Below are 24,079 nucleotides of genomic sequence, written 5' to 3' on the forward strand. Positions count from 1 at the left end.
GAGTGTTAGTTTTTGAAGCGTTATTGCTGGGTATTCGCTTTGTAATCAGCACGTAATTAATTAATCTTTTCAAATTCACGTAGATAAGAAGGGTGCGGAAAGTAATCCATTAAAAAATTAGGTATGCGTTGCTCCAACCAATGGTGTCTTCTTTCAGCGATAAATCCTACATGGCCTCCATGTTGGCTCAATTCTAAGAGAATATCGGGAGATAACTCCTTGGCGGTTGGGAGAATGTCAGATGTCATAAAAGGATCATCTAAAGCATGAATAATTAAAGTAGGGGTTTTGATTATAGATAGATACTGCCGCGAACTGGATTTTTGATAATAGTCACTTGCACTAGTAAATCCGTGTAACGGAGCAGTTATTTGTTCATCAAATTCATATAGAGTTTTTATTGAATAAAGTTTTTGTTGAGACAGCGGCAATTGGTTATTAATAACATCCAATTTTTGGAGAAAAACCCTACGCAATTTTTCTAACAAATGTTTCTGATACACCCGAGAAAATCCTTTATTTATTTTATGAACCACGTTTTGCAATTGAAAGGGTACAGAAACTGCAACAGCAACATCAATTAGAGATTGAGACCCTGTTTCTCCTAACCATTTAAGGAGCACATTACCGCCTAAAGAAATACCGACTACCCCTTTTTTTGTTGTGGGCTCTCTCAGTTTTATAACCTGGAGCAAAAAAGCCAAATCTGCAGTATCGCCACCATGATAAAAACGTGGTAAACGGTTTGGTTCGCCACTTGCACCACGGAAGTTCATCAAAACGGTTCGATAACCTGATTGATTGAATGCATTGAATAAGGTTGCAACATAAGCTGAATTCTCATCACCTCCCAATCCATGCAACAAAATAATTAGAGGAGCATCCTTGTTTAATCCATTCACTCTCCAGGCTAAATCAATAAAATCGCCATCAGGCAATTCAAGCCGCTCATAAGAATCAACAAAGGCATTCATGCGATGAGTTAAAGTTCGATACAGAGTTTGTCCATGCGCATTGGTTAACCACCAAGCAGGCTTAAATTCACTATGAATGATCATACTCTAGTACCCTATGGATTGAGATTTATTTAAGCTTTATAGTGCTACTTTAGTCTTTAAGTATAAAATAATACTAAATAGAAAAAAATGCGAATTGATAAGTTGTAGTTTAGTTACAGTTTTCATTGCTAAAGCGATCATCTGCATTTACATTATCTTATTTAGATCGTTTTTTTTAATTAAATGAACAGATTACTTAAGATGATGTTTCTTTCATTACCGGAGGTTTGATGCAAGTAAAGGCAGCAGTAGCTTATGAGGCTGGGAAGCCATTAGTAATTGAAACGGTTGACTTGGAAGGCCCCAAAAAGGGGGAGGTGCTTGTTGAAATTAAGGCTACAGGTGTTTGCCATACGGATGCATTTACTTTATCTGGTGATGATCCTGAAGGTCTTTTCCCAGTCATTTTAGGACATGAGGGTGCCGGTATTATTGTAGATGTTGGTGCGGGAGTGACATCTGTTAAGCCAGGCGATCATGTGATTCCCTTATATACCCCTGAATGTCGTCAATGTGAATACTGTCTTTCCCAAAAAACCAACCTTTGTCAGGCAATTCGAACAACACAAGGTCAAGGGGTTATGCCTGATGGAACAAGCCGTTTCAGCCTTAATGGAAAAAAAATATTCCATTACATGGGGACATCAACGTTTGCTAATTATATTGTATTGCCTGAAATTGCTGTTGCGGCGATTCGTAAAGATGCTCCTTTTGAGAAAGTCTGTTATATAGGTTGTGGGGTAACTACAGGTCTGGGGGCTGTGATTTATACTGCCAAAGTGACGCCAGGATCTCGAGTTGTTGTTTTTGGCTTGGGAGGTATCGGGCTTAATGTAATCCAAGGTGCTCGTATGGTGGGAGCCGAACAGATTGTAGGGGTGGACATTAATCCTCAACGGAAGGTTTTGGCAGAAAAAATGGGAATGACCGATTTTGTTAATCCTTCGGAAATCAGTAACGATTTGGTAGCTTATCTTGTTGAGCTGACTAAGGGGGGCGCTGATTACAGTTTTGAGTGCGTAGGGAATGTAAAACTGATGCGTCAGGCATTGGAGTGTTGCCATAAAGGGTGGGGCGTTTGTACTGTGGTTGGGGTTGCAGGAGCAGGTCAAGAGATTTCTACTAGACCGTTCCAATTGATCACTGGCAGAGTATGGAAGGGATCTGCATTTGGTGGTGCACGTGGACGTACTGATGTCCCTAAAATTGTTGATTGGTACATGGATGGGAAAATCAATGTGGATGATTTAATTACCCAAGTTCTTCCGGTTGAGCAGATTAATCAAGCTTTTGATCTAATGCACTTTGGTCAATCAATCCGTACGGTGCTCACTTTTTAAAAGCGTGTTTCAAGGAATAAATTAAATGGCCATTGAACTCATTGAAGAACATTACTGTTTTGGAGGTATTCAACGGGTTTATGCCCATCAAGCTGATTCAACCCATTGTACTATGCGCTTTGGTCTTTTTTTACCACCTCTCGCACGGAAAAAAAGCGTACCCGTAGTGTATTGGCTTTCCGGATTAACCTGTACGGAGCAAAATTTTATTACAAAAGCAGGAGCGCAACGGATTGCTGCCCAATTAGGTTTAGCACTGGTTACTCCGGATACAAGTCCTCGAGGAGATAATGTGCCAGGCGCTCAGGAGAGTTATGATTTTGGTATGGGTGCGGGATTTTATGTGGATGCCACACAATCTCCATGGTCAAAATATTATAAAATGTCGACTTATGTCCATGAAGAATTACCCCATCTACTGCAAGAGCATTTCCCGCTTAATCATCAAGCATGTGGTATCTTTGGCCATTCAATGGGAGGGCATGGTGCGCTTATTTTGGCATTAACTTATCCTAAGCACTATCGTTCGGTTTCTGCATTTGCACCTATTTGCGCCCCATCGCAATGTCCATGGGGTCAAAAAGCATTCACAGGATATCTGGGGCATGATAAGGAGCAGTGGAAAAAATATGATGCTTGCGAACTTATCTTAGCTAAAGGATGGCCACATCAACACATTCTCATTGATCAGGGTGCACAGGATCCTTATTTAAAGGAGCAACTCAAACCCGAATTATTTCAGGCAGCATGCTTGAAGGCTGGAGTCGAACTGAACCTACGAATGCATGAGCATTATGATCACAGCTATTATTTTATCGCTAGTTTTATCGAAGATCACTTAATGTATCATGCGTCAATATTGCATGGAATTAAATAGAGGCTGATAATTGATCTAATCCTATTTTTAGAAACACAACTCATGAAGCCTAAGCATCTATTAAAATTCATCTTAGCTAGCGCATCTCCAAGACGATTGCAAATATTGCAAGAGCACGGATTGGCTGCTGTTGTTATGCCTGCCAATATTGAAGAAGTTCTGCAAAAAGATGAGGAAGCTAAAATATATGTAACTCGACTGGCCAGAGAAAAAGCTCAAACTATTTTGTCTCAGGTTGAAGTAGGAGCAGCAGATTTTATTCTGGCAGCAGATACTACCGTAGCTTATCAGAACCATATTTTAGAAAAACCTCGCGACCCTGAAGATGCTTATAGAATGCTGCGTATGCTCAGTGGCAGCTCCCACGAGGTCTATACCGGTTATGCCCTAATTTCTCTACCCGAACAAAAGTGGTGGGTTGATTGCGTAACAACCAGTATTACATTTCACTCGCTTACAGAGCGACAAATTCAAAATTATGTTGACTCAGGGGACCCCTTTGATAAAGCGGGAGGGTATGGTATTCAAAATGTTCATGACAAGTTTGTCAAAGAAATAAAAGGTTCTTATTATAATGTTATGGGTTTACCTATTGAGGAAATTTTGAATAGAATTTCATCTTAATCTGAGCGAAACGAGGTGCTGAGGCATCTTTCAAAATTCTTTTGTGCCCTTGCAGAGGAAGCGCAGCGCTGTCTCGAAGTCTTGGGGCAGAGCCTTCGAGAAGGGGCTTTTGTCCTTCCTAAAGCCTTAAATTAACCGATTTTATGCACCATGATTTCAATTTTTGCAAAAACAATCGACAAGATGATCATCAACCAGACCTACTGCTTGCATGTGAGCATACATAATCGTTGACCCGACAAAACTCATTCCTCTTTTTTTCAAGTCTTTGGATAACGCGTCAGATTCAGCAGTACGGGCAGGGACTTCTTGAAGTGTTTTAGGGTAATTTATTTTGGGACTTCCATTCACAAATTGCCAAATATAGTTGTCAAAAGTTCTAAATTCTTGCGCGATCTTAAGAAACACAATCGCATTTTTGCGCGCCGAAAAAATTTTAAGACGATTACGAATAATCCCCGAATCGTTAAGCAAGCTATTTAATTCCTCATCGCTCATCTTTGCTACAGCATGAGGGTCAAACTGTTTGAATGCTTTTCGGTACGCTTCCCGCCGTTTGAGTATTGTTTCCCAGCTCAAACCAGCTTGTGCTCCTTCAAGAATAAGCATTTCAAAGTGTTTTTGATCATCATGTACGGGAACACCCCATTCCTTATCATGGTACTCTTCATAATAAGGTTTGCCAGTACCAACCCAAGGGCAACGTTTCATAATGAACACTTATCTCCTATAAATTTTATTTAGTGATTTTGGGCGGCTATAGTCCCGTCATTCAGGGCCACAGCGCTCGGGATGATGTAGTTGTGTGCTGCATCTGTGAGTTTAAGCAGAGATACAGTTCACCTATTTCATAATCCTCTTTAATCATAGCGTTTTTATGCGTTAATGACTATTCAAATCCCGTTTTATGAGTGTAATCTCCCTTTTTCGAGCGGTGTTTACGCTAGAAACAACGCCTTCGTCTTGTATTTGTTCAGGAATGTCTTAAAATTCACTACATACGTTAACATTATATTTATTTAGAGAACTTCATGTCCGATTTTTATCAGGATTTTAATACACGGCGAACCTTTGCAATTATCTCTCACCCTGATGCAGGTAAAACCACAGTAACCGAGAAATTACTGTTGTTCGGAGGTGCAATTCAATTGGCAGGAACTGTCAAAGGACGTAAAGCCGATCGGCATGCGACCTCCGATTGGATGGAGATGGAAAAAGAGCGCGGTATTTCTATTACTACTTCAGTGATGCAGTTTGTACACAATCAGCATGTAATGAATTTGTTAGATACCCCTGGGCATGAGGACTTTTCTGAAGATACATACCGTACTTTGACCGCAGTAGATTCAGCGCTGATGGTTATTGACGTAGCTAAAGGGGTCGAGGAGCGAACGGTTAAATTGATGGAAGTCTGTCGTTTGCGTGATACACCGATTATGACTTTTATTAATAAATTGGATCGCGAGGGTCGTGATCCTATTGATTTGTTGGATGAAGTTGAATCTGTTTTAGGTATTCAATGCGCACCAGTGACCTGGCCTGTAGGTATGGGGAAACGTTTTAAAGGCATCTATCATCGTTATGAAGATATCGTGTATCTCTATCAACCCGGTAAGAACGCCCAAAAGCAAGAAGCAATGCAAATTAAAGGTTTGGATAACCCTCTACTGGATGAGCTCTTGGGGGAAAGCGCCCAAGAATTACGTGAGGAAATTGATTTAGTGAAAGGGGCTTCGCATGAATTCAATTTAGAGGATTATTTAGCGGGTAAAATGACGCCAGTTTATTTTGGTTCTGCAATTAATAATTTTGGTATCAAAGAGTTATTGGATGATTACGTACGTTATGCTCCAGGTCCACAACCTCGGACAGCCCAAGAGCGTATTGTCTCTGCTAAGGAAGATGCTTTTAGCGGATTTGTATTTAAAATCCAAGCTAATATGGATCCAAAACATAGGGATAGAATTGCTTTTTTACGAATTTGCTCCGGAGCTTATCGAAAAGGAATGAAAATCAATCACCTGCGTATTGGCAAAGAAGTGCAAATTGCTAATGCTTTAACTTTTATGGCGGGTGATCGTTCACATACAGAAGTTGCTTTGCCTGGCGATATTATTGGTCTACATAACCATGGAACGATTCGAATAGGTGATACCTTTACTCAAGGTGAGCAATTAAAATTCACCGGTATCCCCAATTTTGCACCTGAATTGTTTCGGTTAGTGCGTTTAAAAGACCCTTTAAAGAGTAAGGCTTTATTAAAAGGTTTAATCGAGTTATCTGAAGAGGGGGCAACACAAGTATTTCGACCATTAAATAGTAATCAGTTAATTCTGGGGGCAGTGGGTGTGTTGCAGTTTGACGTCGTAGCGCATCGTTTAAAACATGAATATAAAGTGGATTGTATTTATGAAAATGTGAATGTCGCCTGTGCTCGTTGGGTTTACTCTGATGATGATAAAGCAATGAGTGAATTCCGTACAAAAGCGCATGATTATTTGGCTTTGGACGGAAGCGATGCATTGATGTATCTTGCTCCAACCCGTGTTAATTTAACCATGGCTGAAGAGCGGTATCCTAAAATTAAATTTCATGCAACTCGGGAACATTAGGGAGGGAGCTTCCCTCGCCATCCCGAGCATTGCGACGCTCTATTAGAGTTAAAATTTCTATTAAGCAGTACAAATTGCTTTAACTGTGTGGGGCCCAAAATTAGTGATATCAACTCGTGCCCCTGAGTCTGCGCTTAATTTCACAATGTCATTCGGATGAACAGTCAGCAGTAAAGATTGTCCTGCGACTAAATCCATGTTATTGACTTTTCCTTTTTTTGCCAGAGCTACAAATAAAATATCATTACTTTGATCTTCAGACACAATTTTACATTCAGCCTCTATCGTCCACATAAAAAAATTAGCCACTGGTTCGGGAACATTGCTTTGCAAAATGTATTCAATTGTGGCTCCAATAGTCTTAGTAGGCAAACTTTCCACAGCATGCGCGCTTGTAGTTAAAGACGCGGCGACACACAGTAAGCCAAGTCCAAATTTTTGTAGCATTATATAACTCCATAATTGTAAACGACCTAAGATACCCGTATTTTGTATGCATGGCAAACGTTGGATAAATTATTGACAAGTTATTGCTAAAATTTTTTTCAAAAACTTCTAGGCAGTATCCTTAGCCTCATAAAGGAAAAAAATTCTAAAAGCGATGCAATATCTTCTGGATACCGCGCATAAAGCGCGGTACGTAGGGAAGTTGATTGTAATTTTTGAGAATTTCTCAGAAGCTTTTCAGTTGATGTGAAGATTTGGTGGGCTTTTCTATAATGCTTCCAAAGCCTTAGCAATCGACTCAGTCATCGCTTTAGCATCACCAAAAAGCATGTACGTATTATCATGATAAAATAAATCGTTTTCGACCCCTGCATAGCCTGGGGCCAAACTTCTTTTGACAAATAATACATTTCTAGCTTTCTCTACTTCCAAGACTGGCATGCCATAAATTGGTGAGCCTGGATCAGTTTTTGCTGCCGGATTGGTGATGTCATTTGCCCCAATAACATATGCTACATCACAGCTTGTAAAATCACGGTTAATTTCACTTTGTTCAAACACTCTATCATAAGGAATATTGGCTTCAGCAAGTAACACATTCATATGCCCAGGCATACGACCAGCAACAGGATGGATTGCAAAGCGAACTTTGATATTGCGACGTTCTAGAGCATCAACTAATTCTTTAACTGCGTGTTGCGCATGCGCTACGGCCATGCCATATCCAGGAACAATAATTACATCTTTAGCATTACTTAATAGAAATGCTGCATCTTCGCCATTACCTTGACGTACTGTACGTGATTCATTTGTTGCATTTCCTTGTGAGTGACTTCCTGATGATTGGATACCTCCAAAAATGACATTGAAAATAGATCGGTTCATGCCAACACACATGATATAGCTCAGAATGGCTCCGCTCGCACCGACCAAAGCCCCGGTAATTACAAGCAAATGGTTGCTTAGTGTAAATCCAATACCTGCGGCTGCCCATCCTGAATAAGAGTTAAGCATAGAAATGACGACGGGCATGTCTGCACCACCAATAGGGATAATGAGTAATACGCCGAGTAAAAAAGCGAGTCCTGCCATTACACTAAACAGCGTTAGTGTCTGATTAATTAAGAACAAGGCAAATAAAATAAGGATGACTACCGCGGTAATCAAATTAATGGTGTTATGACCTATGAGTTTAATGGGGACACCCGACATAATGCCCTGCAATTTGAGAAAAGCAATGACTGAACCTGAAAAAGTGATGGCACCTATAATTAAACCAAGACTCATTTCGATAAGGCTTGCTTTGGCAATTGCTCCTGGAACGCCAATATGAAAAGAGGTAGGGGATAAGAACGCGCAGAAAGCAACTAAAACTGCGGCCATACCCACTAAAGAGTGGAAGGCTGCGACAAGCTGCGGTATAGCTGTCATATTAATTTTGAAGGCAATGAACGTACCAATTATGCCTCCTGCGATGATTAAACTAATGAGTAGGGGCTGATGGTATGTTGTTGGCATCATCAAGGTTGAACCTACCGCGAGGATCATGCCGGCAATACCCAAAAGATTTCCTCTTCTTGCCGATGCGGGACTGGCTAAGCCTTTTAGCGCCAATATAAAGCACACGGCAGATAATAGATAAAATAAAGGGACCAGGGTTGTCATGAGAAATCATCCTTATTTTTGTAACGATTCACTACGGTTCATCGAAAAGCCATATTCGTTCCATCTAGGATTAAAATATGACTTTTTCCCACGGTTTTAAAAGAGTGGTCAATGGTTATAATGTTTGTCATTATTTTTTATACATACGCAACATGCGTTGGGTAACAACAAATCCACCAAAAATGTTAATTGAGGTGATAAATATTGCGAGGCCGCCTATCCAAGTGATTTTCCCTGTTAGCTGAGTACCCGCAGCAATGAGTGCTCCTAAAACAATAATACTGGATATGGCGTTAGTTACTGACATTAACGGCGTATGGAGGGCTGGGGTGACTTTCCAAACCACATAATATCCAACAAAGCAGGCCAAAACGAAAATGGTCAGTATGGCAATGTATGGATTTCCTAGGGAGTTCATCTCATGCATTTTGTGTCTCCTTTATTACCTGGAAGGGTAGATATTGATTCTGATGACAAAGTACTGCTTGCTGAATGATTTCATCATTAGGATTTAACGTAATTTCGGGTGGGTTTTGTGCTAAGAGGTTAATTAAATGTACCAGATTATTGGCATAAAGCTCACTTGCAGTAGCTGGAACCAAGCCAGCCATGTTACTTAAACCAATGACAGTGACTTCTCCATGCTTTATTGTTTTATCAGGAACACTCACTTCACAATTACCACCTCGTGAGGTTGCAAGATCAACGACAACTGAACCGGGTTTCATCTCTTCTATTGTTTTTTTATACAATAAAATAGGCGCTTTTCTACCGGGGATTAAGGCTGTGGAAATAATGATATCTGCTAATTTCGCGTATTGATCAATCAGTTCTGCTTGAAGTTTTTTATATTCTTCACTCATTTCGGAAGCATATCCTCCCTTCGTTTCACTATCTTGATCCTGGCTTACTTCAATAAATTCTGCACCTAAACTTTCAACTTGTTCCTTTGCTGCACGCCGAACGTCAAACGCATAAACTACGGCACCCAAACGTTTGGCTGTTGCTATTGCCTGTAAGCCTGCGACTCCAGCGCCCAGAATGAGTACTTTAGCCGGCTGAATCATTCCTGCAGCCGTCATCATCATGGGAATTGCACGATGAAACTGGGTACATGCTTCTAAGACCGCTCTATAGCCTGCTAAATTAGCTTGTGAGGAGAGACTATCCATGCTTTGGGCCCGACTGATGCGTGGTATCAGGTTCATTGAAAATAGGGTAATTTGTTTTTCCTTGCACCAGGTGATTAATTTACTTTCTGGTTCGTTATCGATATGTCCGATGACTAGCGCGCCTGGGGATAAACCCTCTAGCTCTTTGGGATCTGGTTCATTAATGCAAAGCAGAATGTTGGTTTTTTCTAATATGCTTTTTTTACTCTGAATCGATACGCCAACTTGTTCATAATCCTGATCCCTAAAACGTGCAGCGACTCCAGCATTTTTTTCTATAGCGACTTCAAAGCCTGATTTAATAAAGTGCTTCGCTGAGTTAGGGGTAATGGCCACTCGGGTTTCATTACCTGGTGCTAGTAAGGTTGCGATCATCATGGGTAAATCCTTTTTACCTAAATATTAATTATCCTATTGTAATTTAGGATAATTTTCCAGAGTAAGGATCAGAATTTGGCAAATTCTGATAAGGGATATTGGCGTCATCCCGAGTGTAACGAGGGATCTCTCAATCGTAACATTGTGCTAGATCATGGAGATCCCTCGCTACGCTTGAGATGACGGTGTTTGCACCAGGCTAGGCAATCTAAGTAGTTAAACAGAAGTATTACCTGACTTATTTTGTTCTTCTTGCAAACTATCTACCTCTATAGCTAGTGCAATTTGATTGGCGCATGATTCCAGAAGCTGTATTTTTTCAGGTGTTGTATAATCATCATTCTTGGTGGGTTGGACCCTTAAAACTCCCATCGTACCGCGTGCACCAAGTAACGGAATAAATAAGGCATTAGAAAAGGAGAGGGTATCAGTTCCCCATCCTGCTTTTTGTCCTAATTCAAACACCCATTGAGCAATGCTGTACTCTTTTTCATCTAATTCTTGATGTGATTTTGCGCTCGCATGAACAACGAGTTTTCCATTTTTTGGTAACAACGCGATAATCTCGCAATGAAAAATTTCTGAAATATAATTAACCCCTGTTCTTAGTAATCTGACTATCCCTCGTGTTCTCGATAATCGCCGACTTAGGGTATATAAGGCAGAGGTTTGATATTCTGCAAGCCGTGCAATTTCTGATTGACGGCGGGTGACTAAAGTTAACTGGCAAATAAACAGCGCCATAATGAACATCATAATCAAAGTGAAGAAATAATCGGATTGTGCCATGAGAAAGCTGTAATAGGGTGGAATAAACACATAATCATAGATTAAAATGCTGAGAATAACTCCTGAAATCGCAGGTCCAGTACGTCCTAATAATGCAATGCAAATCATTCCTATTAAATAAACCAGAGTTAAACTGGTTTCGTTGACCAGAGGATAAATTAAATAATTAATCAGTGTCGTGACCGTGACAATGCTGGTCGATAAAAGGTAATAGAACCATGGCGTCTTTGGTTTGGGAAGATTTTTACCCTTTGATTTCTTTGCTGCTATGGTCATGGTATAGACATCAATTTCACCACTATATCGTAAAATTTCATCGGCCAAACTGCGAAAGAAAAAATTTCTCCATCGCGTACGAATTTGTTTGCAGATCATAATGAGGGTGACATTTTGATCACGAGAAAAATTGATGACTTCTTTAACAAGGTCATAAGCCATTAAAATATGAGTTTCAGCCCCTAACTGTTCTGCAAAAAATAAATTCTTTATGGCTTGATTACGTTGCGTTCTAGATAATTGAATTCGCGTGGAATCTACATATACGGCAATCCAATCGGCTTGCAGACTGGTAGCCATTCTTTTGGCTGCTCGAATCAATTTATGTGACTCAGGACCTGGCCCCACGCAAACGAGTATCTTTTCCATAATGGGCCAAATGTGTTTAATACCTTGACCTTGTCTGTATAAAAGTACCTGCGTATTCACCCGCTTTGCTAGAGTACGTAATGCCAATTCGCGTAAAGCCATTAGATTTCCTTTGCGAAAATAAAACTCTGCAGCAAGACGGGCTTGTTTGGGGACGTAGACTTTACCTTCGGAGAGGCGTTTTAATAAATCTTCGGGGGCTAAGTCAACTAACTCAATCGTATTCGCCCTTTCAATCATTGAGTCCGGGACTGTCTCTTGAACGGGGGCATGAATGATTTGTGAGACATCATCATTGAGGCTTTCTATGTGTTGAACATTGAGGGTGGTACATACATCAATTCCACGGTCTAATAGTTCTTTAATATCTTGCCAACGTTTTTTATGCCGTACACCACTAACATTTGTATGTGCCATTTCATCCATGAGAATTAATCCTGGATTTCTTTTCAGGGCGGCATCCAAATCAAATTCTTGTAATTTTTTTCCGTGATAATCAATGGTTACTTTAGGTAAGATGACGAAATTTTTAAGTATTTCCTCAATTTCAATCCGTCCATGAGATTCGACAATACCGACTACGATATCTAATCCCTTAGCTTGCTCCTGCATTGCTTCATGAAGCATGGAATGTGTTTTTCCAACTCCGGGTGCGGCACCAAGATAAATTTTGAGTTTCCCACGTTGTTTTTGTTGTTCCTCTTCTAATACTTGTTGTAGTAATGCATTAGGATCAGGGCGTTTGTCGGTCATTTAGTTGTCCTTAGATGATCCAGAGCTAAATTAAGCTCCAATACGTTGATTCGTGGTTCTCCTAAAAGATGCAGGGTACGTTTTTTTATTAACCGATTTACCAATTCTTGAATTTCTTGTTCTGAAATATGGCGTGCTTTGGCAATACGAGGAATCTGATATAAGGCTGCGAGTGGACTTATTTCAGGGTCCAATCCACTTGCAGATGCAGTAACTAAATCTACTGGTACTAATGGTCTGGTCTCATGTTGATCTGCCAAAGTATATTGCCGAAGCGCAGCGATTCGTTTTTTTACCGTATCCAAAAATTCGGGGTTAGAAGGTCCCATATTTGAACCTGAAGAATTCGTTGCATTATAGGGAAATGGGGTAGTGGCGGAGGGGCGTCCCCAAAAATAGTGGGGTGCATCAAAATATTGTCCAATGAGTGTAGAACCAATCGGATGGCCATTGTTCCATAACAAACTGCCATTTGCTTGATAAGGGAAAAATAGCTGAGCTAATCCAGTAACCAGTGCTGGATAAATTAAGCCGGTCAGAATTGAAAAGAGAAGTAGAAATATTAAGGCAGTTTTTATTTGTTTTAGAGTTTCTAGAACCATTTTTTTATCCTGTTAAACCCAACGCTGTTATGAGTAAATCAATCATTTTAATGCCGATAAAAGGAACGATTAATCCACCTAACCCATAGATAATTACATTATTTCTGAGGAGTTGTGCCGCAGGAAGTCGGCGGTATTTTACTCCATGTAACGCTAAAGGGATCAGGAAAATAATAATAAGCGCATTAAAAATTACTGTGGAAAGCACTGCAGTTTGTGGCGTTTCAAGGTGCATGATATTAAGAACACTCAATGCGGGATAAGTACTGGCAAACGCAGCGGGTAAGATAGCAAAATATTTGGCAATGTCATTCGCAATACTAAAAGTCGTTAGGGCGCCGCGCGTCATAAGTAACTGCTTACCTATTTCAACTACTTCAATTAACTTAGTTGGATTTGAATCCAGATCAACCAAATTGCCTGCTTCTTTTGCGGCTTGTGTTCCTGAATTCATGGCTACCGCAACGTCAGCTTGGGCCAGTGCAGGTGCATCGTTGGTCCCATCACCGGTCATTGCTACTAAATGACCTTGAGCTTGTAAGTCACGAATCAATTTAAGTTTATCTTCGGGTTTTGCATTGGCTAGAAAATCATCCACGCCTGCTTCACCGGCGATTGAGGCCGCAGTTAGAGGATTATCGCCGGTCACCATGATGGTTTTAATCCCCATTTGTCTTAGCTGGGCAAATCGTTCATGAATTCCCCCCTTAATGATGTCTTTAAGGCGAACAATTCCTAAGACGTTTTTTCCTTCTGCCACAACCAGGGCTGTGCCTCCTTGGCGTGAAATAATTTCTACATTAGTTTTTACATTTTCAGGAACGTTACCTCCCAGCTCATTGATGTATTCTTCGATGGCTTCGGAGGATCCTTTACGAATTTGTCGGGTTCCAAGATTCGCGCCACTCATACGGGTTTGTGCTGTAAAAGGAATAAACGTTGCATCCAGTTGGGCAAGTGCTCTGCCGCGTAACTTATATTTTCTTTTAGCAAGAATAACAATACTTCGGCCTTCGGGTGTTTCATCAGCAAGAGAGGCGAGTTGAGCTGCGTCAGCTAAATCCTTGACATCGACGCCTTCTGCAGGAATAAATTCCGTTGCCTGTCGGTTACCTAAAGTAATCGTTCCGGTTTTATCCAGCAATAAAACATCAATATCTCCAGCCGCTTCAACCGCGCGTCCAGATAAGGCAATCACATTGGCCTGAATCATGCGATCCATGCCAGAAATACCAATGGCTGAAAGGAGCCCGCCAATCGTTGTTGGTGCCAAACAAACAAAAAGAGCAACAAGCACTGTGATAGAAATTGCTGAACCTGCTTTAGTGACGGACACACTAAACATTGAAAAAGAGAGCAGGGTACTACAAACGACCAGGAACACGATGGTTAATGCAGCAAGTAAGATCGTCAATGCAAGTTCATTCGGTGTTTTTTGTCTCTTAGCACCTTCTACCAGAGCAATCATCCGATCCAAGAAGGTTTCACCCGGATTAGAGGTAATACGGATGATAAGCCAATCTGAGATAATTTGAGTACCTCCGGTTACTGCGCTTCGATCCCCGCCGCTTTCACGAATTACCGGGGCGCTCTCTCCGGTGATGGCACTTTCATTAACTGAAGCAATTCCTTCAATAATCTCCCCATCACTGGGAATAAAATCACCTGCCTCAACCAAAACCAAATCCCCTGCACGTAATTGCACGGATGGAATTATCGTGAATTTTGCACTTTTAGATGCCTTAGCCAATTTTTTAGCTTGAATTTCTTGTCGTGCGCGACGCAACTCTTCTGCCTGTGCCTTACCCCGACCTTCTGCCATAGCTTCTGCGAAATTAGCAAACAGGAGTGTAAACCAAAGCCATAAACTGATAGCTAGAATAAACCACGGTGCAGCTTCTCCATACCCTATCAGTGCTTGTATAAAAAGGACTGTAGTGACAATTGAACTCACATATACAGTAAACATGACCGGGTTTTTTATTTGGTTGTGAGGGGCTAATTTTAAAAATGAATCCAGTAGCGCGCCTCTAATAATGCTAAAATCCCAAATAGAATGTGATTTAGTTGCCATACTTCCCCCAAAGCATCAAATGCTCCACAATAGGACCCAGAGCAAGTGCTGGAAAAAAGGACAATGCGCTGATAACAATGACAATACAAATCAATAAAGTAACAAAAAGCGGGGTATGAGTGGTTAATGTGCCCAAGCTGCTGGGAATTCTTTTTTTTCTAACGAGCGAACCTGCAATTGCAAGTGCAGGAATAGCTAGCCAATATCGACTGATCAACATCAGCACGCCACCGATAATATTATAAAAAGGGGTATTGGCATCTAAACCGGCAAAAGCACTCCCATTATTATTTCCCATAGACGTAAATGCATAGAGTATTTCTGTAAAACCATGTTCCCCAGGATTTGCGATGGAGTTTGTTCCAGCAGGAGTTACTGAAGCATAGGCTGTTGTAATGAGGACAATTAAAGGCATAATTAAAACAGCGATGGACGCCATTTTCATCTCAAAAGGCTCAATTTTTTTACCTAAATACTCAGGGGTTCTGCCAACCATAAGTCCTGCAATAAATACAGTAAGAATAACTATCATTAACATTCCATATAGCCCGGAACCAACGCCGCCAAAACTGACTTCTCCTAAATGCATCATCCACAAAGGAACAAATCCTCCTAGGGGAGTAAATGAATCGAGCATGGAGTTTACTGAACCGTTAGAGGCTGCTGTTGTAGCTGTTGCCCAAATTGCTGAATTGACAATACCAAAACGTGTTTCCTTACCCTCCATATTACCGGCAGGATAAAGTTCAGATTGGACGATAGGGTCAATCCCCATTTGTTGAAATGAGGGATTTCCTGCTTGCTCGACTGCAACTTCGAATATTAACCATGGAACAAAAAGAATGGCCATGGCGATTAATATAGCCCAGCCTTGCCTTTTATCGCGAGCCATAGTGCCAAACGTAAAACAAAAAGCGGCAGGAATGAGTAGGATTGCTACCATTTCCAGAAAATTGGTCAATGGAGTAGGATTTTCAAATGGGTGAGCAGAGTTAGTATTAAAAAAACCACCACCATTTGTACCCAGTTGTTTAATGGCAACTTGTGAGGCTACCGGCCCCATAGGAATGATTTGTTCGGTTATTTTTACCGGTGTTGTTTCAGGGTTGCCTAGGTTATCCAATACCGTTTTACCTGTTGCATCTGTTATTGGCTGTTTGTAGGTAAAGGGGTACGGTAAGCTGATTTTTTGATAGGGTTTGAAATTCTGAATGACTCCCTGAGAACACAGAATAAGTGCCAAAATTAAAGATAAGGGCAACAAGATATAAAGTATTCCGCGTACTGTATCCACCCAGAAATTTCCTAGGGTATTCTTTTCATTTTTTACGATACCCCGTATTAGTGCAATGAATAACGACATGCCTGTCGCTGCTGAGATAAAATTTTGTGTGGTTAGTGCGACCATTTGTGTAAAATAACTCATCGTGGTTTCACCACTATAGGCTTGCCAATTGGAGTTGGTGGCAAAGCTTGCCGCAGTATTAAATGCAAGATCAGGCGATGGAGAAGTAAACTCCTGAGGATTCAGTGGGAGATAAAATTGAATACGTTGTATGAGGTAAACGAACAGTAATCCAACTAAATTAACGAAGAGCATGGTTGATAAATAGGTTTTCCATCCCATTTCCTCTTGAGTACGAATACCACAAATCCTGTAGATCAATTGTTCAAACGGTCTTAAAACGGCATCTAATAAACAGGGACGTCCTTGATAGACTTGGGCCATATACCAACCTAATGGTTTTACAAGCAGTAATAGGAAGATCAAATAAAATGCAATTTGCAGAAAACCAACTTTAGTCATAAGGGGTCCATTCCCATTTTAAATTAAATCGGTTAGCCTAGAATAACTCGGGTTTGAATAACACAATTAACAAATAAATTAACAAACATAAAGCAATTATTCCGCAGCTTAAATACAAACTCATGATTCACTCCTTGCTAGATAATCAAAGAATCGGATTAGCCCAAAGGATAAGCTAAAAAAGAATAGGATAAGAAAAATTAATAAAATATCCATTTGCTTGAGTGTCCATTATAGAAGTATGTATTTAATTATAATTCAGGTTTTAACTGTTTGATTATAGTGGTTATACATTAAAAAAAACAATCGAACAAAATGAGTGGGTATCATAGTCTGGGTGAAGCCCCCTTAGAACCTCGTCATGACGAGTGCCGTGAGGGATAACAGGAAGCTGCTAAACAGCACCAAAACTCATAATCATAATTTACACAGGGACATAGAAATGAAAAAGGGCGTATTTTAAACGCCCTTTTTGAAATTTGGGATAGACAGTAAGATTGAGTACAGTCCTTTTTACCAAGGTGGACTCCTCTGGAGTGTTTTAGGCTTCTTAGTACTTGCTAAGCTTGCGCACCGCACTCTCACTCTGGCTCCCAAAGTAATAATGTTGGCTGAACAATGTGTACTGTCTATGATTCTATGATAGGCCAATATGCGTTCTATTGCCACTTGATTTTGCTGGTTTTTTGCAAAGATTTCGTTAAAATTGAACAGGTGTTTGTTAATGTGTTGAATTAATGAAGAAAATTTAGCCTGGATTTTCGCTGCGCTGCACCCAGGCTAACGAATCTTTAACTACGACGCTGAATACCAAAAAAGGGGACGCCAATGTAAGTTCTTCTTGCTGCGTGGCTTTGCGGTGGATTCTTGCTTGTTTGTAGAAAAATTTGGGTATAATAAAGTTTGCCTTGTTTGTCACGAGCAACACCTATCCCAGTAATATTATAATTACCCATGATATTTTTTCGATGTCCTGGGCTACGAACCCATTGGCTGACTACGATTTGAGCCGTTTTGTAGTTGTATGCGACATTCTCGGCGCCGCCGCCAGTATTTTTAATTTGAGAACGCAGTTTGGCAATGCGCTTTCCAAAGTCTTGATGGCCAAAAGGCATACGATGGTTGGCCATATCCTGAGAGTGTTGCTTGGCTTGAATTACAATCTTATTATCCATTGTAAGTTTAGATAAGCCGTGTTGCTGTCGGTATTGGTTTATATAGAATAAAACAGCGTTTTGAATGGCGGTATCATTTTCTACAGGCTTTGCTGCAGAGCTTGCATAAGCACAGGTAAATAAATTAAAAAAAAGCGCGCTTAAAATAATTATTTTGGTTTTTAAAGACATGGTATTCTCTTCAACTGGAATAAAGGAAGGGAATGGTGACTAAAAAAAGTCCATTTGTCTAGACTTGGCATGGGTTAAATAAAATCAAAATAAAAAAATAATATCCATTTTGATTTAAAAAACAAACAAGGCTTTGAGAATATAAGTTAATGGCTTAAATTGGCTATAGCATCTTTTAAATCTTCAACCTCACCGGAATAATGAAAGTAAATACGTTTTTTTGAACAGTCTATGATGCAAAGTGGTTCTTGGGGTTGATCACCAAATTGTTTAAATACCCAAAATATTCCATTGCTATGCTGGTTTTCTATTTCTTTTAGCAAGTCAACCATTTTAGCATTTTCCAATGCAGAATGTGGGCAATTCAAACCTGATGCGCTGTGCGTTATTTTATAGGCATAATGTTGTTCTTTCATGATAATACTCCCTGAAAATCAATGGAGAAGAGGACCTATTTGCTTACATTATAGTCTAGGAAAAGCCACATTTGGCGCATCTTGCGTGAAAAGGATTCTCAATCTGTACACCCATCTGACTTTTATCCGGAATCTTTTTGCCATCATCCCGAACGCAGTGAGAAATTTCCCGGGATGATGGGGATTTTTAAAGGTTAACCGATAAACCTAGGAGAACGGCGTGTAATGTAGGGATGTTAGATAACTGCTCTTTTTTAGAATAAGTTTCCAAATGAAAATTTGGACCATTACCACTAAATATTCCTTGATACAACAAACTTAGGCTAGCCAAAGCAGTAATTGGATAACCAAAACCTGCTTGTATTTCGCCAGCTAATTGGGAGATGTCATTAAGAGGAACACGATCGTCACGCCAATGCCGATAAGCCAGCCCCCCTTTTAATTGAGCAAAAAAAGAACTATTTCCCAGGGGGTCGCTTTTGGTGGTAATTAATAAATCCAGCGTAGGAGCAAGAGTAGTTTGCATGGGTATCCATTTTTTAAGCGCCTGGAGTGTTTCTCGGGTCATGTTTAATTTTATCCGAGTCCCAGTTTGCAGTCCTAATTCCAAGCCTAAAGCAATATTTCCTGCAAGCATCATTTCATTAGCGAGGGCTAACCGTCCTATTGGAGCATTTTTGTCTCTGGAAGAAATTTGGTAATTGCCTGTGCCTGCACTCGCAGTAACAGACCATGGTTGATCTTGTGATGTTAGTTTAGGGAAATAATCACCAGCGATTGCATTAAATGATAATAAAATTCCTATTATAATTAATTTCATATGCCATATCCCTAAATGAATTGTTCATAATCATACTTTTGCATGCCAATAATTTGAATTTTTTAGCCCCTAGTTCCATCACTGCAAAAGTACCTATGGGAATAGTAAACATAAAAAAACGGTAGGCACTTTAAGCATAATTTAACCGTTTTTTTATTGAATTTGGCGGAGAGAGAGGGATTCGAACCCTCGATACGTTGCCGTATACACACTTTCCAGGCGTGCGCCTTCGACCGCTCGGCCATCTCTCCAATTCGGGCAAGCTTATACAGGTCGGATAATAAAATCAACCCTTGTACGGGCCTAAATTGATAACTTATCTACATAATTTATAATTGATATTGTATATACTATTAATAAATGGCTCTAAAGTCTGTTAACAATCCACTTTAATTGTTTGTTTTTAGGCCAAGCAAATTGTTAACACGCACCATTTAAAAGGATTAAATTATGTTAGCAAGAACTTTTATTATTATTTTAAGCCTTATTTCATCAAGTTCTCTTTGGGCTGCTATTACCTGTTATTACACTTTAGTTAAGGATAATTGTTGGACTAAATATGATGTATCTGTGGAAATCATGGATGCAGCATCAGGTAAAACGCTAACAACTGTAGCAGTTCCTTCTGGAAAATCTTGGATACGACAGACTTTCCCTTGCGAACCTGGGCAAAAACTAATGTATCGAGCTCAGTTTTCACCAGTTTTTTGGGAAAGTGACAAAGGGAAAACTTACATTGCTAAAAATTATTGGTCTTTGCCCAATACTGTAAATCCTGGAGATTCAGCCTGGAATGTCACGGTCTGTTACCCGAGTGATTTTTCACTGGTTCCGCTGCCTCCCGATGCATCAGGAAATTGCAGTTGCAATTTTAATGATATTCCGGCGATACCGCCAAAAAAGATATAAATGGCATTAATTTTTATCTTTGTGTATGATTCTCGTCACAACATAAACTAATTTTTTAGGAAGGATTTTTTCCTAATTTGTTGACGGAGCGACTGATGATTACTCTTAGAAATAAAATTGGTCAGATGTTAGTCATGGGGTTTGATGGCTGTGATATTCACAACAAAAGCCCTGTTGCTGAATGGCTATCGTCAGATGGATTAGGTGGCGTTCTGTTATTCGATTACGATATTTCTACAGATTTATATGGTAGGAATTTAAAAAATCAAGCACAAATCAAACGCTTAACACACCAACTTAATTATTATTCTTCAGAAATAAATTACAAAAACAATGAATTGCCTTTATTAATTGCCCTCGATTATGAAGGGGGCGCCATAGATCGATTGTCACGGATTGAAGGATGCATGCCCACTATGAGTGCCTACGCGATGGCACAATTATCTCCTGAAGCGTTGCAGGCTGAACTGACACAAATGGCATTTACCCTAAAGTCTTTAGGGTTTAATCTTAATTTCAGCCCAGTTGTTGATTTGCATCTACAAGAAGAGCAAGGAATTATTGGCAGTTTACAGCGTAGTTTTTCAAGCAATCCTGATGATGTAGTTCATTTGGCTAGAAAATTTGTTGATGCCTTTTCTCATTATGGTATCGCGTGTTGTTATAAACATTTCCCAGGACATGGGAGTGCATTGGGTGATACCCATAAAGGATTTGTGGATGTTACGAATACATTTCATAAGGAAGAGTTGATTCCTTATTATCGATTAGCAAAAGAGGCTTATAAACCTACTTTGATTATGACGGCGCATGTGGTGAATAAACAGTTGGATAAGCAAGGCTTACCTGCTACTTTATCCCATGCTATCTTAACAGGCTTATTGCGTGAGACCATTGGGTATGATGGAGTCATCATCGCTGATGATTTACAAATGCAGGCAATTACAGATCATTACTCACTTGAGGATGCCCTATGTATGACAATCAACGCAGGGGCTGATATGCTCATCTTCGCAAATCAATTAGCAAAAATTTCGGCTCCAGAAGTGATTGAAGTAATTGAACGACTTATTTTTGAACAAAAAATAGAGCAACAACGTATCGAAGATGCCTACCGTCGAATCATTCGTTTAAAGCAACAAATTAAGTGCATTGAGTTAGTTGATTAAGAACTCATAACATCTCCCCTGGTACATAAGTTCACCTAAGGAGATTACCGTTTTTTGACCCAGATTTATTAATAAATTATAGTGGTTAAGGTTTTAAAGTCTCTTGAGGTTATAGGAAATTCATGGGATTTATATGGGGTTTGGCGCGAATCAGCTAAAGGAGCAAAAGAAACTCCTGGTAGAGTATATAAGAGAAATAAAACACACCAAACATGAGTCATAAAAGTCTATAGTTCAGGCTAAACATGGCTGTTGGGACAAAAGCTTTGGCATTGGGGGCAGGCACTTTCCTGACAGGCTCTTATTTTCCAAAATTTTGTTGGCGTTCTGTAAATGCAGCAAATGCTTTTAACAATTCCTGCTCATTAAATTCTGGCCACAATACAGGAGTATAATAAATTTCTGAATAGGCAATTTGCCATAATAAAAAATTGCTAAGCCTGAGTTCGCCTCCTGTTCTAATGACCAACTCGGGATCAGGGGCTTCTTGAGTCGCCAAAAATTTGGCAAAATCTTTTTCATCAAGATTCTCAATATCTAATTGTTTCTCTGTCACTTGCCGAACAATTTGTTTGGTCGCATTGAGAATGTCCCATTTTCCGCCATAATCTAAAGCAATAAATAATGTTAAACGTGAATTTTGTGCTGTTTTTTTCTCAACCTCATCCAGCATTCTCAATAAGTTTTCATTGAGTCTTTTTTTAGAACCAATAATACGTATTTTGATACCTTTACTATGAAAACGTTCTACATGATGGGATAGATAGGAAATTATAAATTTAAGAAGATGAGATGATTGTTTTTTTTGAGTTCTTTGCCAATTTTCGGTACTAAAGGAAAATAAAGTAAGATATTGGATGTTTAACTCCATACAGGTACACAGAATTTTCCATGCTGTTTTAGCTCCAATAATATATCCTGTAATCGCGGGTAAAAACCGGTTTTTTGCCCAACGCCGATTTCCATCCATAATAATCGCTAAATGAGAGGGGTATTTTATCTTCATGATAATCTCTTTAATTGACCAAAATAATGAATAAACTGTTTGCTTGTTAACGCAATATTTAAAACTTGAGGTAGCCAGGGGGTGAATACTTGAGGGCATTCTGCCAGCTGTTCTTGTAGTTTATGAATGCTTATCCAGCAATAATTATCAACTTCCAGAGGATTAGGATGAACGTTCTGTTCAACCCAATAGCCAATTAAAACATGGTCTATCTCATGCTCAAACATATTATTATTCAAGTCGGCAAAATACTGGAATACTCCAACTTCAATCAATGTTATTTTGATACCCATTTCTACAAGTAATCTCTTCGTTGCATCCTCAAGTAAATCATTGCCGGGTTGTGGATGACTGCAACATGTATTAGTCCACAGTCCTCCTCCATGATATTTGCTATTGGCACGCTGTTGGATAAGGAGCTCGATGGTGTCTCTATATTTGCGAAATACCAATATAGAATAAGCTCTATGGAGTTTCCCTGCTCGATGGGCAGACAGTTTATCCATTATTCCGATGCAGTTATCTTGTGAATCGACTAAAATAACATGGGTGTTTTGCTCTTCTAACGAATTATATGACATAATTTTTATCCCAATCAGGGTCAAGACGAATGCAAGAAATTCATCGCTTTTTCAAATTGACTAACTCCATATAAAGGCAATTAATGCTGCAACTTGCATACTAATCATAGAGATCTGAAGGTGACTAAGAAGCTTTTTCATCAGAGGCTTATCTGTTTGATTATTAAACAAACACAGTTGCAAATACAGCGAATAAAAACCCGCTATAAGCGCTAAAATCATAGAACTGTAATTTACAGTTAGGGTAATGCTATAGACACCAAGAGTCGCAATGAGCAAAGAGAGTAGAACCGCGCTGCAAGTAATGAAAAAAGTGACCTTAACTCCTAGTACAATAGGAATGGTTTTTCGTCCGCTGATTTTATCTCCCTTGATATCTCGAACATCATTCAATGGTGAAATTGCCCATGAAATCAGGAATGCCAAGGCCAAGAAAGGCCAAATTTTCCAGGAGAAATGATTCGATGCAGCAACACCTACAAGGGCTGCTAATACGGAAGCTACAGCAGTGGCTATTGTTTTGATTAAGAAATAAGTCTTGAGGTGAATTTTCGGATGTGAGTAAGTGAACGCTAATAATAAACTAAACAATCCAATAAAGAGATTGTAGATACTAAGATAAATTCCTAAAAGTAATGCGCTGCACAGGCAAAAAATAGAAACAATCAATATCGTACGATATAAAGTGACATCATAGGTAAAACTTGTCACCTCATTATTCATACTGTCTTCTTCAAAATCATTCAAATCATTGTAAAGATATGTCCCAAATCCCGCAAGATAAACTGTTAGTACAACTAAAATACTGGTCGATATCTTATAATCAGGTCCAGCAGAAGCCAGATAAGTTAATAAGGCAAAAATTGGCCGATAGATAACTACTATACGAGATTTTATTAGTCTAATTAGTGTTGTAGTAAAGTTGGTTATAGGGAAATTGCTACTCATGGATTTCATAAAACCTCCAAAATATGCTTTTAAAGCACTTC

23 protein-coding genes and 1 tRNA gene are annotated in these 24,079 nt (G+C 39.6%); 6 read left to right on the forward strand and 18 right to left on the reverse strand.

The window, feature by feature from the left end; genetic code table 11:
* Window positions 1–56: 56 nt before the first annotated feature.
* Window positions 57–1,058, reverse strand: coding sequence for a hydrolase (locus ACF8MK_RS09935; RefSeq protein WP_392536518.1), 1,002 nt, complete (start codon window positions 1,056–1,058; stop codon window positions 57–59).
* Window positions 1,059–1,288: 230 nt separating this feature from the next.
* On the opposite strand from ACF8MK_RS09935, the gene ACF8MK_RS09940 reads away from it, so the two are divergent.
* From ACF8MK_RS09940 to ACF8MK_RS09950, 3 genes are read left to right on the forward strand one after another with little or no spacing between them, the layout of a single operon-like run.
* Window positions 1,289–2,398 (forward strand): S-(hydroxymethyl)glutathione dehydrogenase/class III alcohol dehydrogenase, encoded by a 1,110-nt coding sequence (locus ACF8MK_RS09940; protein WP_392536519.1) that lies wholly within the window; start codon window positions 1,289–1,291, stop codon window positions 2,396–2,398.
* A 25-nt stretch (window positions 2,399–2,423) separates the two neighbouring features.
* Entirely contained in the window at window positions 2,424–3,275 is an 852-nt protein-coding gene (gene fghA / locus ACF8MK_RS09945) for an S-formylglutathione hydrolase (RefSeq protein ID WP_392536520.1), read from the forward strand.
* Between the two features lie 42 nt (window positions 3,276–3,317).
* Entirely contained in the window at window positions 3,318–3,899 is a 582-nt protein-coding gene (locus tag ACF8MK_RS09950; RefSeq protein ID WP_392536521.1) for a Maf family protein, read from the forward strand.
* A gap of 156 nt (window positions 3,900–4,055) precedes the next feature.
* On the opposite strand, the gene ACF8MK_RS09955 is transcribed toward ACF8MK_RS09950, so the two are convergent.
* A complete protein-coding gene (locus ACF8MK_RS09955; RefSeq protein ID WP_392536522.1) occupies window positions 4,056–4,610 on the reverse strand; it encodes a DNA-3-methyladenine glycosylase I in 555 nt (184 codons plus the stop codon).
* Between the two features lie 320 nt (window positions 4,611–4,930).
* Between ACF8MK_RS09955 and ACF8MK_RS09960 the strand changes: the two genes are divergently transcribed.
* Window positions 4,931–6,511, forward strand: coding sequence for a peptide chain release factor 3 (locus tag ACF8MK_RS09960; protein ID WP_392536523.1), 1,581 nt, complete (start codon window positions 4,931–4,933; stop codon window positions 6,509–6,511).
* A gap of 60 nt (window positions 6,512–6,571) precedes the next feature.
* Here ACF8MK_RS09960 and ACF8MK_RS09965 read toward each other — a convergent pair whose 3' ends face one another.
* The 13 genes from ACF8MK_RS09965 to ACF8MK_RS10025 all read right to left on the reverse strand — a co-directional run bounded on the left by ACF8MK_RS09965 (window position 6,572) and on the right by ACF8MK_RS10025 (window position 19,676).
* A complete protein-coding gene (locus tag ACF8MK_RS09965; RefSeq protein ID WP_392536524.1) occupies window positions 6,572–6,958 on the reverse strand; it encodes a hypothetical protein in 387 nt (128 codons plus the stop codon).
* A gap of 267 nt (window positions 6,959–7,225) precedes the next feature.
* Complete coding sequence (locus ACF8MK_RS09970; protein WP_392536525.1) at window positions 7,226–8,623, reverse strand: NAD(P)(+) transhydrogenase (Re/Si-specific) subunit beta; 1,398 nt, start codon at window positions 8,621–8,623, stop codon at window positions 7,226–7,228.
* Window positions 8,624–8,753: 130 nt separating this feature from the next.
* A complete protein-coding gene (locus tag ACF8MK_RS09975) occupies window positions 8,754–9,050 on the reverse strand; it encodes a proton-translocating transhydrogenase family protein (RefSeq protein ID WP_028379911.1) in 297 nt (98 codons plus the stop codon).
* Window positions 9,043–10,173: a Re/Si-specific NAD(P)(+) transhydrogenase subunit alpha gene (locus ACF8MK_RS09980; RefSeq protein ID WP_392536526.1), complete on the reverse strand. Its 1,131-nt coding sequence runs from the start codon at window positions 10,171–10,173 to the stop codon at window positions 9,043–9,045. Before ACF8MK_RS09980 ends, ACF8MK_RS09975 begins: the two co-directional genes overlap by 8 nt.
* Before the next feature lie 216 nt (window positions 10,174–10,389).
* Window positions 10,390–12,360: a DUF4118 domain-containing protein gene (locus ACF8MK_RS09985; protein WP_392536527.1), complete on the reverse strand. Its 1,971-nt coding sequence runs from the start codon at window positions 12,358–12,360 to the stop codon at window positions 10,390–10,392.
* On the reverse strand, window positions 12,357–12,962 hold the full coding sequence (gene kdpC / locus ACF8MK_RS09990) for a potassium-transporting ATPase subunit KdpC (RefSeq protein ID WP_392536528.1): 606 nt from the start codon (window positions 12,960–12,962) through the stop codon (window positions 12,357–12,359). Before kdpC ends, ACF8MK_RS09985 begins: the two co-directional genes overlap by 4 nt.
* Window positions 12,963–12,966: 4 nt before the next feature.
* Complete coding sequence (kdpB, locus tag ACF8MK_RS09995; protein ID WP_392536529.1) at window positions 12,967–15,036, reverse strand: potassium-transporting ATPase subunit KdpB; 2,070 nt, start codon at window positions 15,034–15,036, stop codon at window positions 12,967–12,969.
* A complete protein-coding gene (kdpA, locus tag ACF8MK_RS10000) occupies window positions 15,026–16,843 on the reverse strand; it encodes a potassium-transporting ATPase subunit KdpA (protein WP_392536530.1) in 1,818 nt (605 codons plus the stop codon). The genes kdpB and kdpA overlap by 11 nt, the downstream gene beginning before the upstream one ends.
* A 37-nt stretch (window positions 16,844–16,880) precedes the next feature.
* Window positions 16,881–16,967, reverse strand: a complete 87-nt coding sequence (locus ACF8MK_RS10005) for a potassium-transporting ATPase subunit F (protein ID WP_081776841.1) — start codon at window positions 16,965–16,967, stop codon at window positions 16,881–16,883.
* 667 nt (window positions 16,968–17,634) lie between these two features.
* On the reverse strand, window positions 17,635–18,189 hold the full coding sequence (locus ACF8MK_RS10010; RefSeq protein WP_392536531.1) for a CAP domain-containing protein: 555 nt from the start codon (window positions 18,187–18,189) through the stop codon (window positions 17,635–17,637).
* 146 nt (window positions 18,190–18,335) lie between these two features.
* Window positions 18,336–18,605 (reverse strand): hypothetical protein, encoded by a 270-nt coding sequence (locus tag ACF8MK_RS10015; RefSeq protein ID WP_265702660.1) that lies wholly within the window; start codon window positions 18,603–18,605, stop codon window positions 18,336–18,338.
* Window positions 18,606–18,792: 187 nt separating this feature from the next.
* The gene (locus ACF8MK_RS10020) at window positions 18,793–19,425 is read right to left on the reverse strand and encodes a hypothetical protein (protein WP_392536532.1); all 633 of its coding nucleotides are present in this window, start codon (window positions 19,423–19,425) and stop codon (window positions 18,793–18,795) included.
* Between the two features lie 163 nt (window positions 19,426–19,588).
* Window positions 19,589–19,676 (reverse strand) — tRNA-Ser (locus ACF8MK_RS10025).
* Between the two features lie 199 nt (window positions 19,677–19,875).
* On the opposite strand from ACF8MK_RS10025, the gene ACF8MK_RS10030 reads away from it, so the two are divergent.
* On the forward strand, window positions 19,876–20,334 hold the full coding sequence (locus ACF8MK_RS10030; RefSeq protein WP_392536533.1) for a hypothetical protein: 459 nt from the start codon (window positions 19,876–19,878) through the stop codon (window positions 20,332–20,334).
* 95 nt (window positions 20,335–20,429) lie between these two features.
* Window positions 20,430–21,503, forward strand: a complete 1,074-nt coding sequence (locus ACF8MK_RS10035) for a glycoside hydrolase family 3 N-terminal domain-containing protein (protein ID WP_392536534.1) — start codon at window positions 20,430–20,432, stop codon at window positions 21,501–21,503.
* A 301-nt stretch (window positions 21,504–21,804) separates the two neighbouring features.
* On the opposite strand, the gene uppS is transcribed toward ACF8MK_RS10035, so the two are convergent.
* The 3 genes from uppS to ACF8MK_RS10050 are packed head-to-tail and all read right to left on the reverse strand — an operon-like array spanning window position 21,805 to window position 24,047.
* The gene (uppS, locus tag ACF8MK_RS10040; RefSeq protein WP_265702664.1) at window positions 21,805–22,509 is read right to left on the reverse strand and encodes a polyprenyl diphosphate synthase; all 705 of its coding nucleotides are present in this window, start codon (window positions 22,507–22,509) and stop codon (window positions 21,805–21,807) included.
* Window positions 22,506–23,090 (reverse strand): isopentenyl-diphosphate Delta-isomerase, encoded by a 585-nt coding sequence (gene idi / locus ACF8MK_RS10045; protein WP_392536535.1) that lies wholly within the window; start codon window positions 23,088–23,090, stop codon window positions 22,506–22,508. The genes uppS and idi overlap by 4 nt, the downstream gene beginning before the upstream one ends.
* A gap of 60 nt (window positions 23,091–23,150) precedes the next feature.
* Window positions 23,151–24,047: a UbiA family prenyltransferase gene (locus ACF8MK_RS10050; RefSeq protein WP_392536536.1), complete on the reverse strand. Its 897-nt coding sequence runs from the start codon at window positions 24,045–24,047 to the stop codon at window positions 23,151–23,153.
* Window positions 24,048–24,079 lie beyond the last annotated feature (32 nt).

Source organism: Legionella sp. 227 (genome assembly GCF_043161935.1).
In the GTDB taxonomy this organism is placed as follows: domain Bacteria; phylum Pseudomonadota; class Gammaproteobacteria; order Legionellales; family Legionellaceae; genus Legionella; species Legionella sheltonii.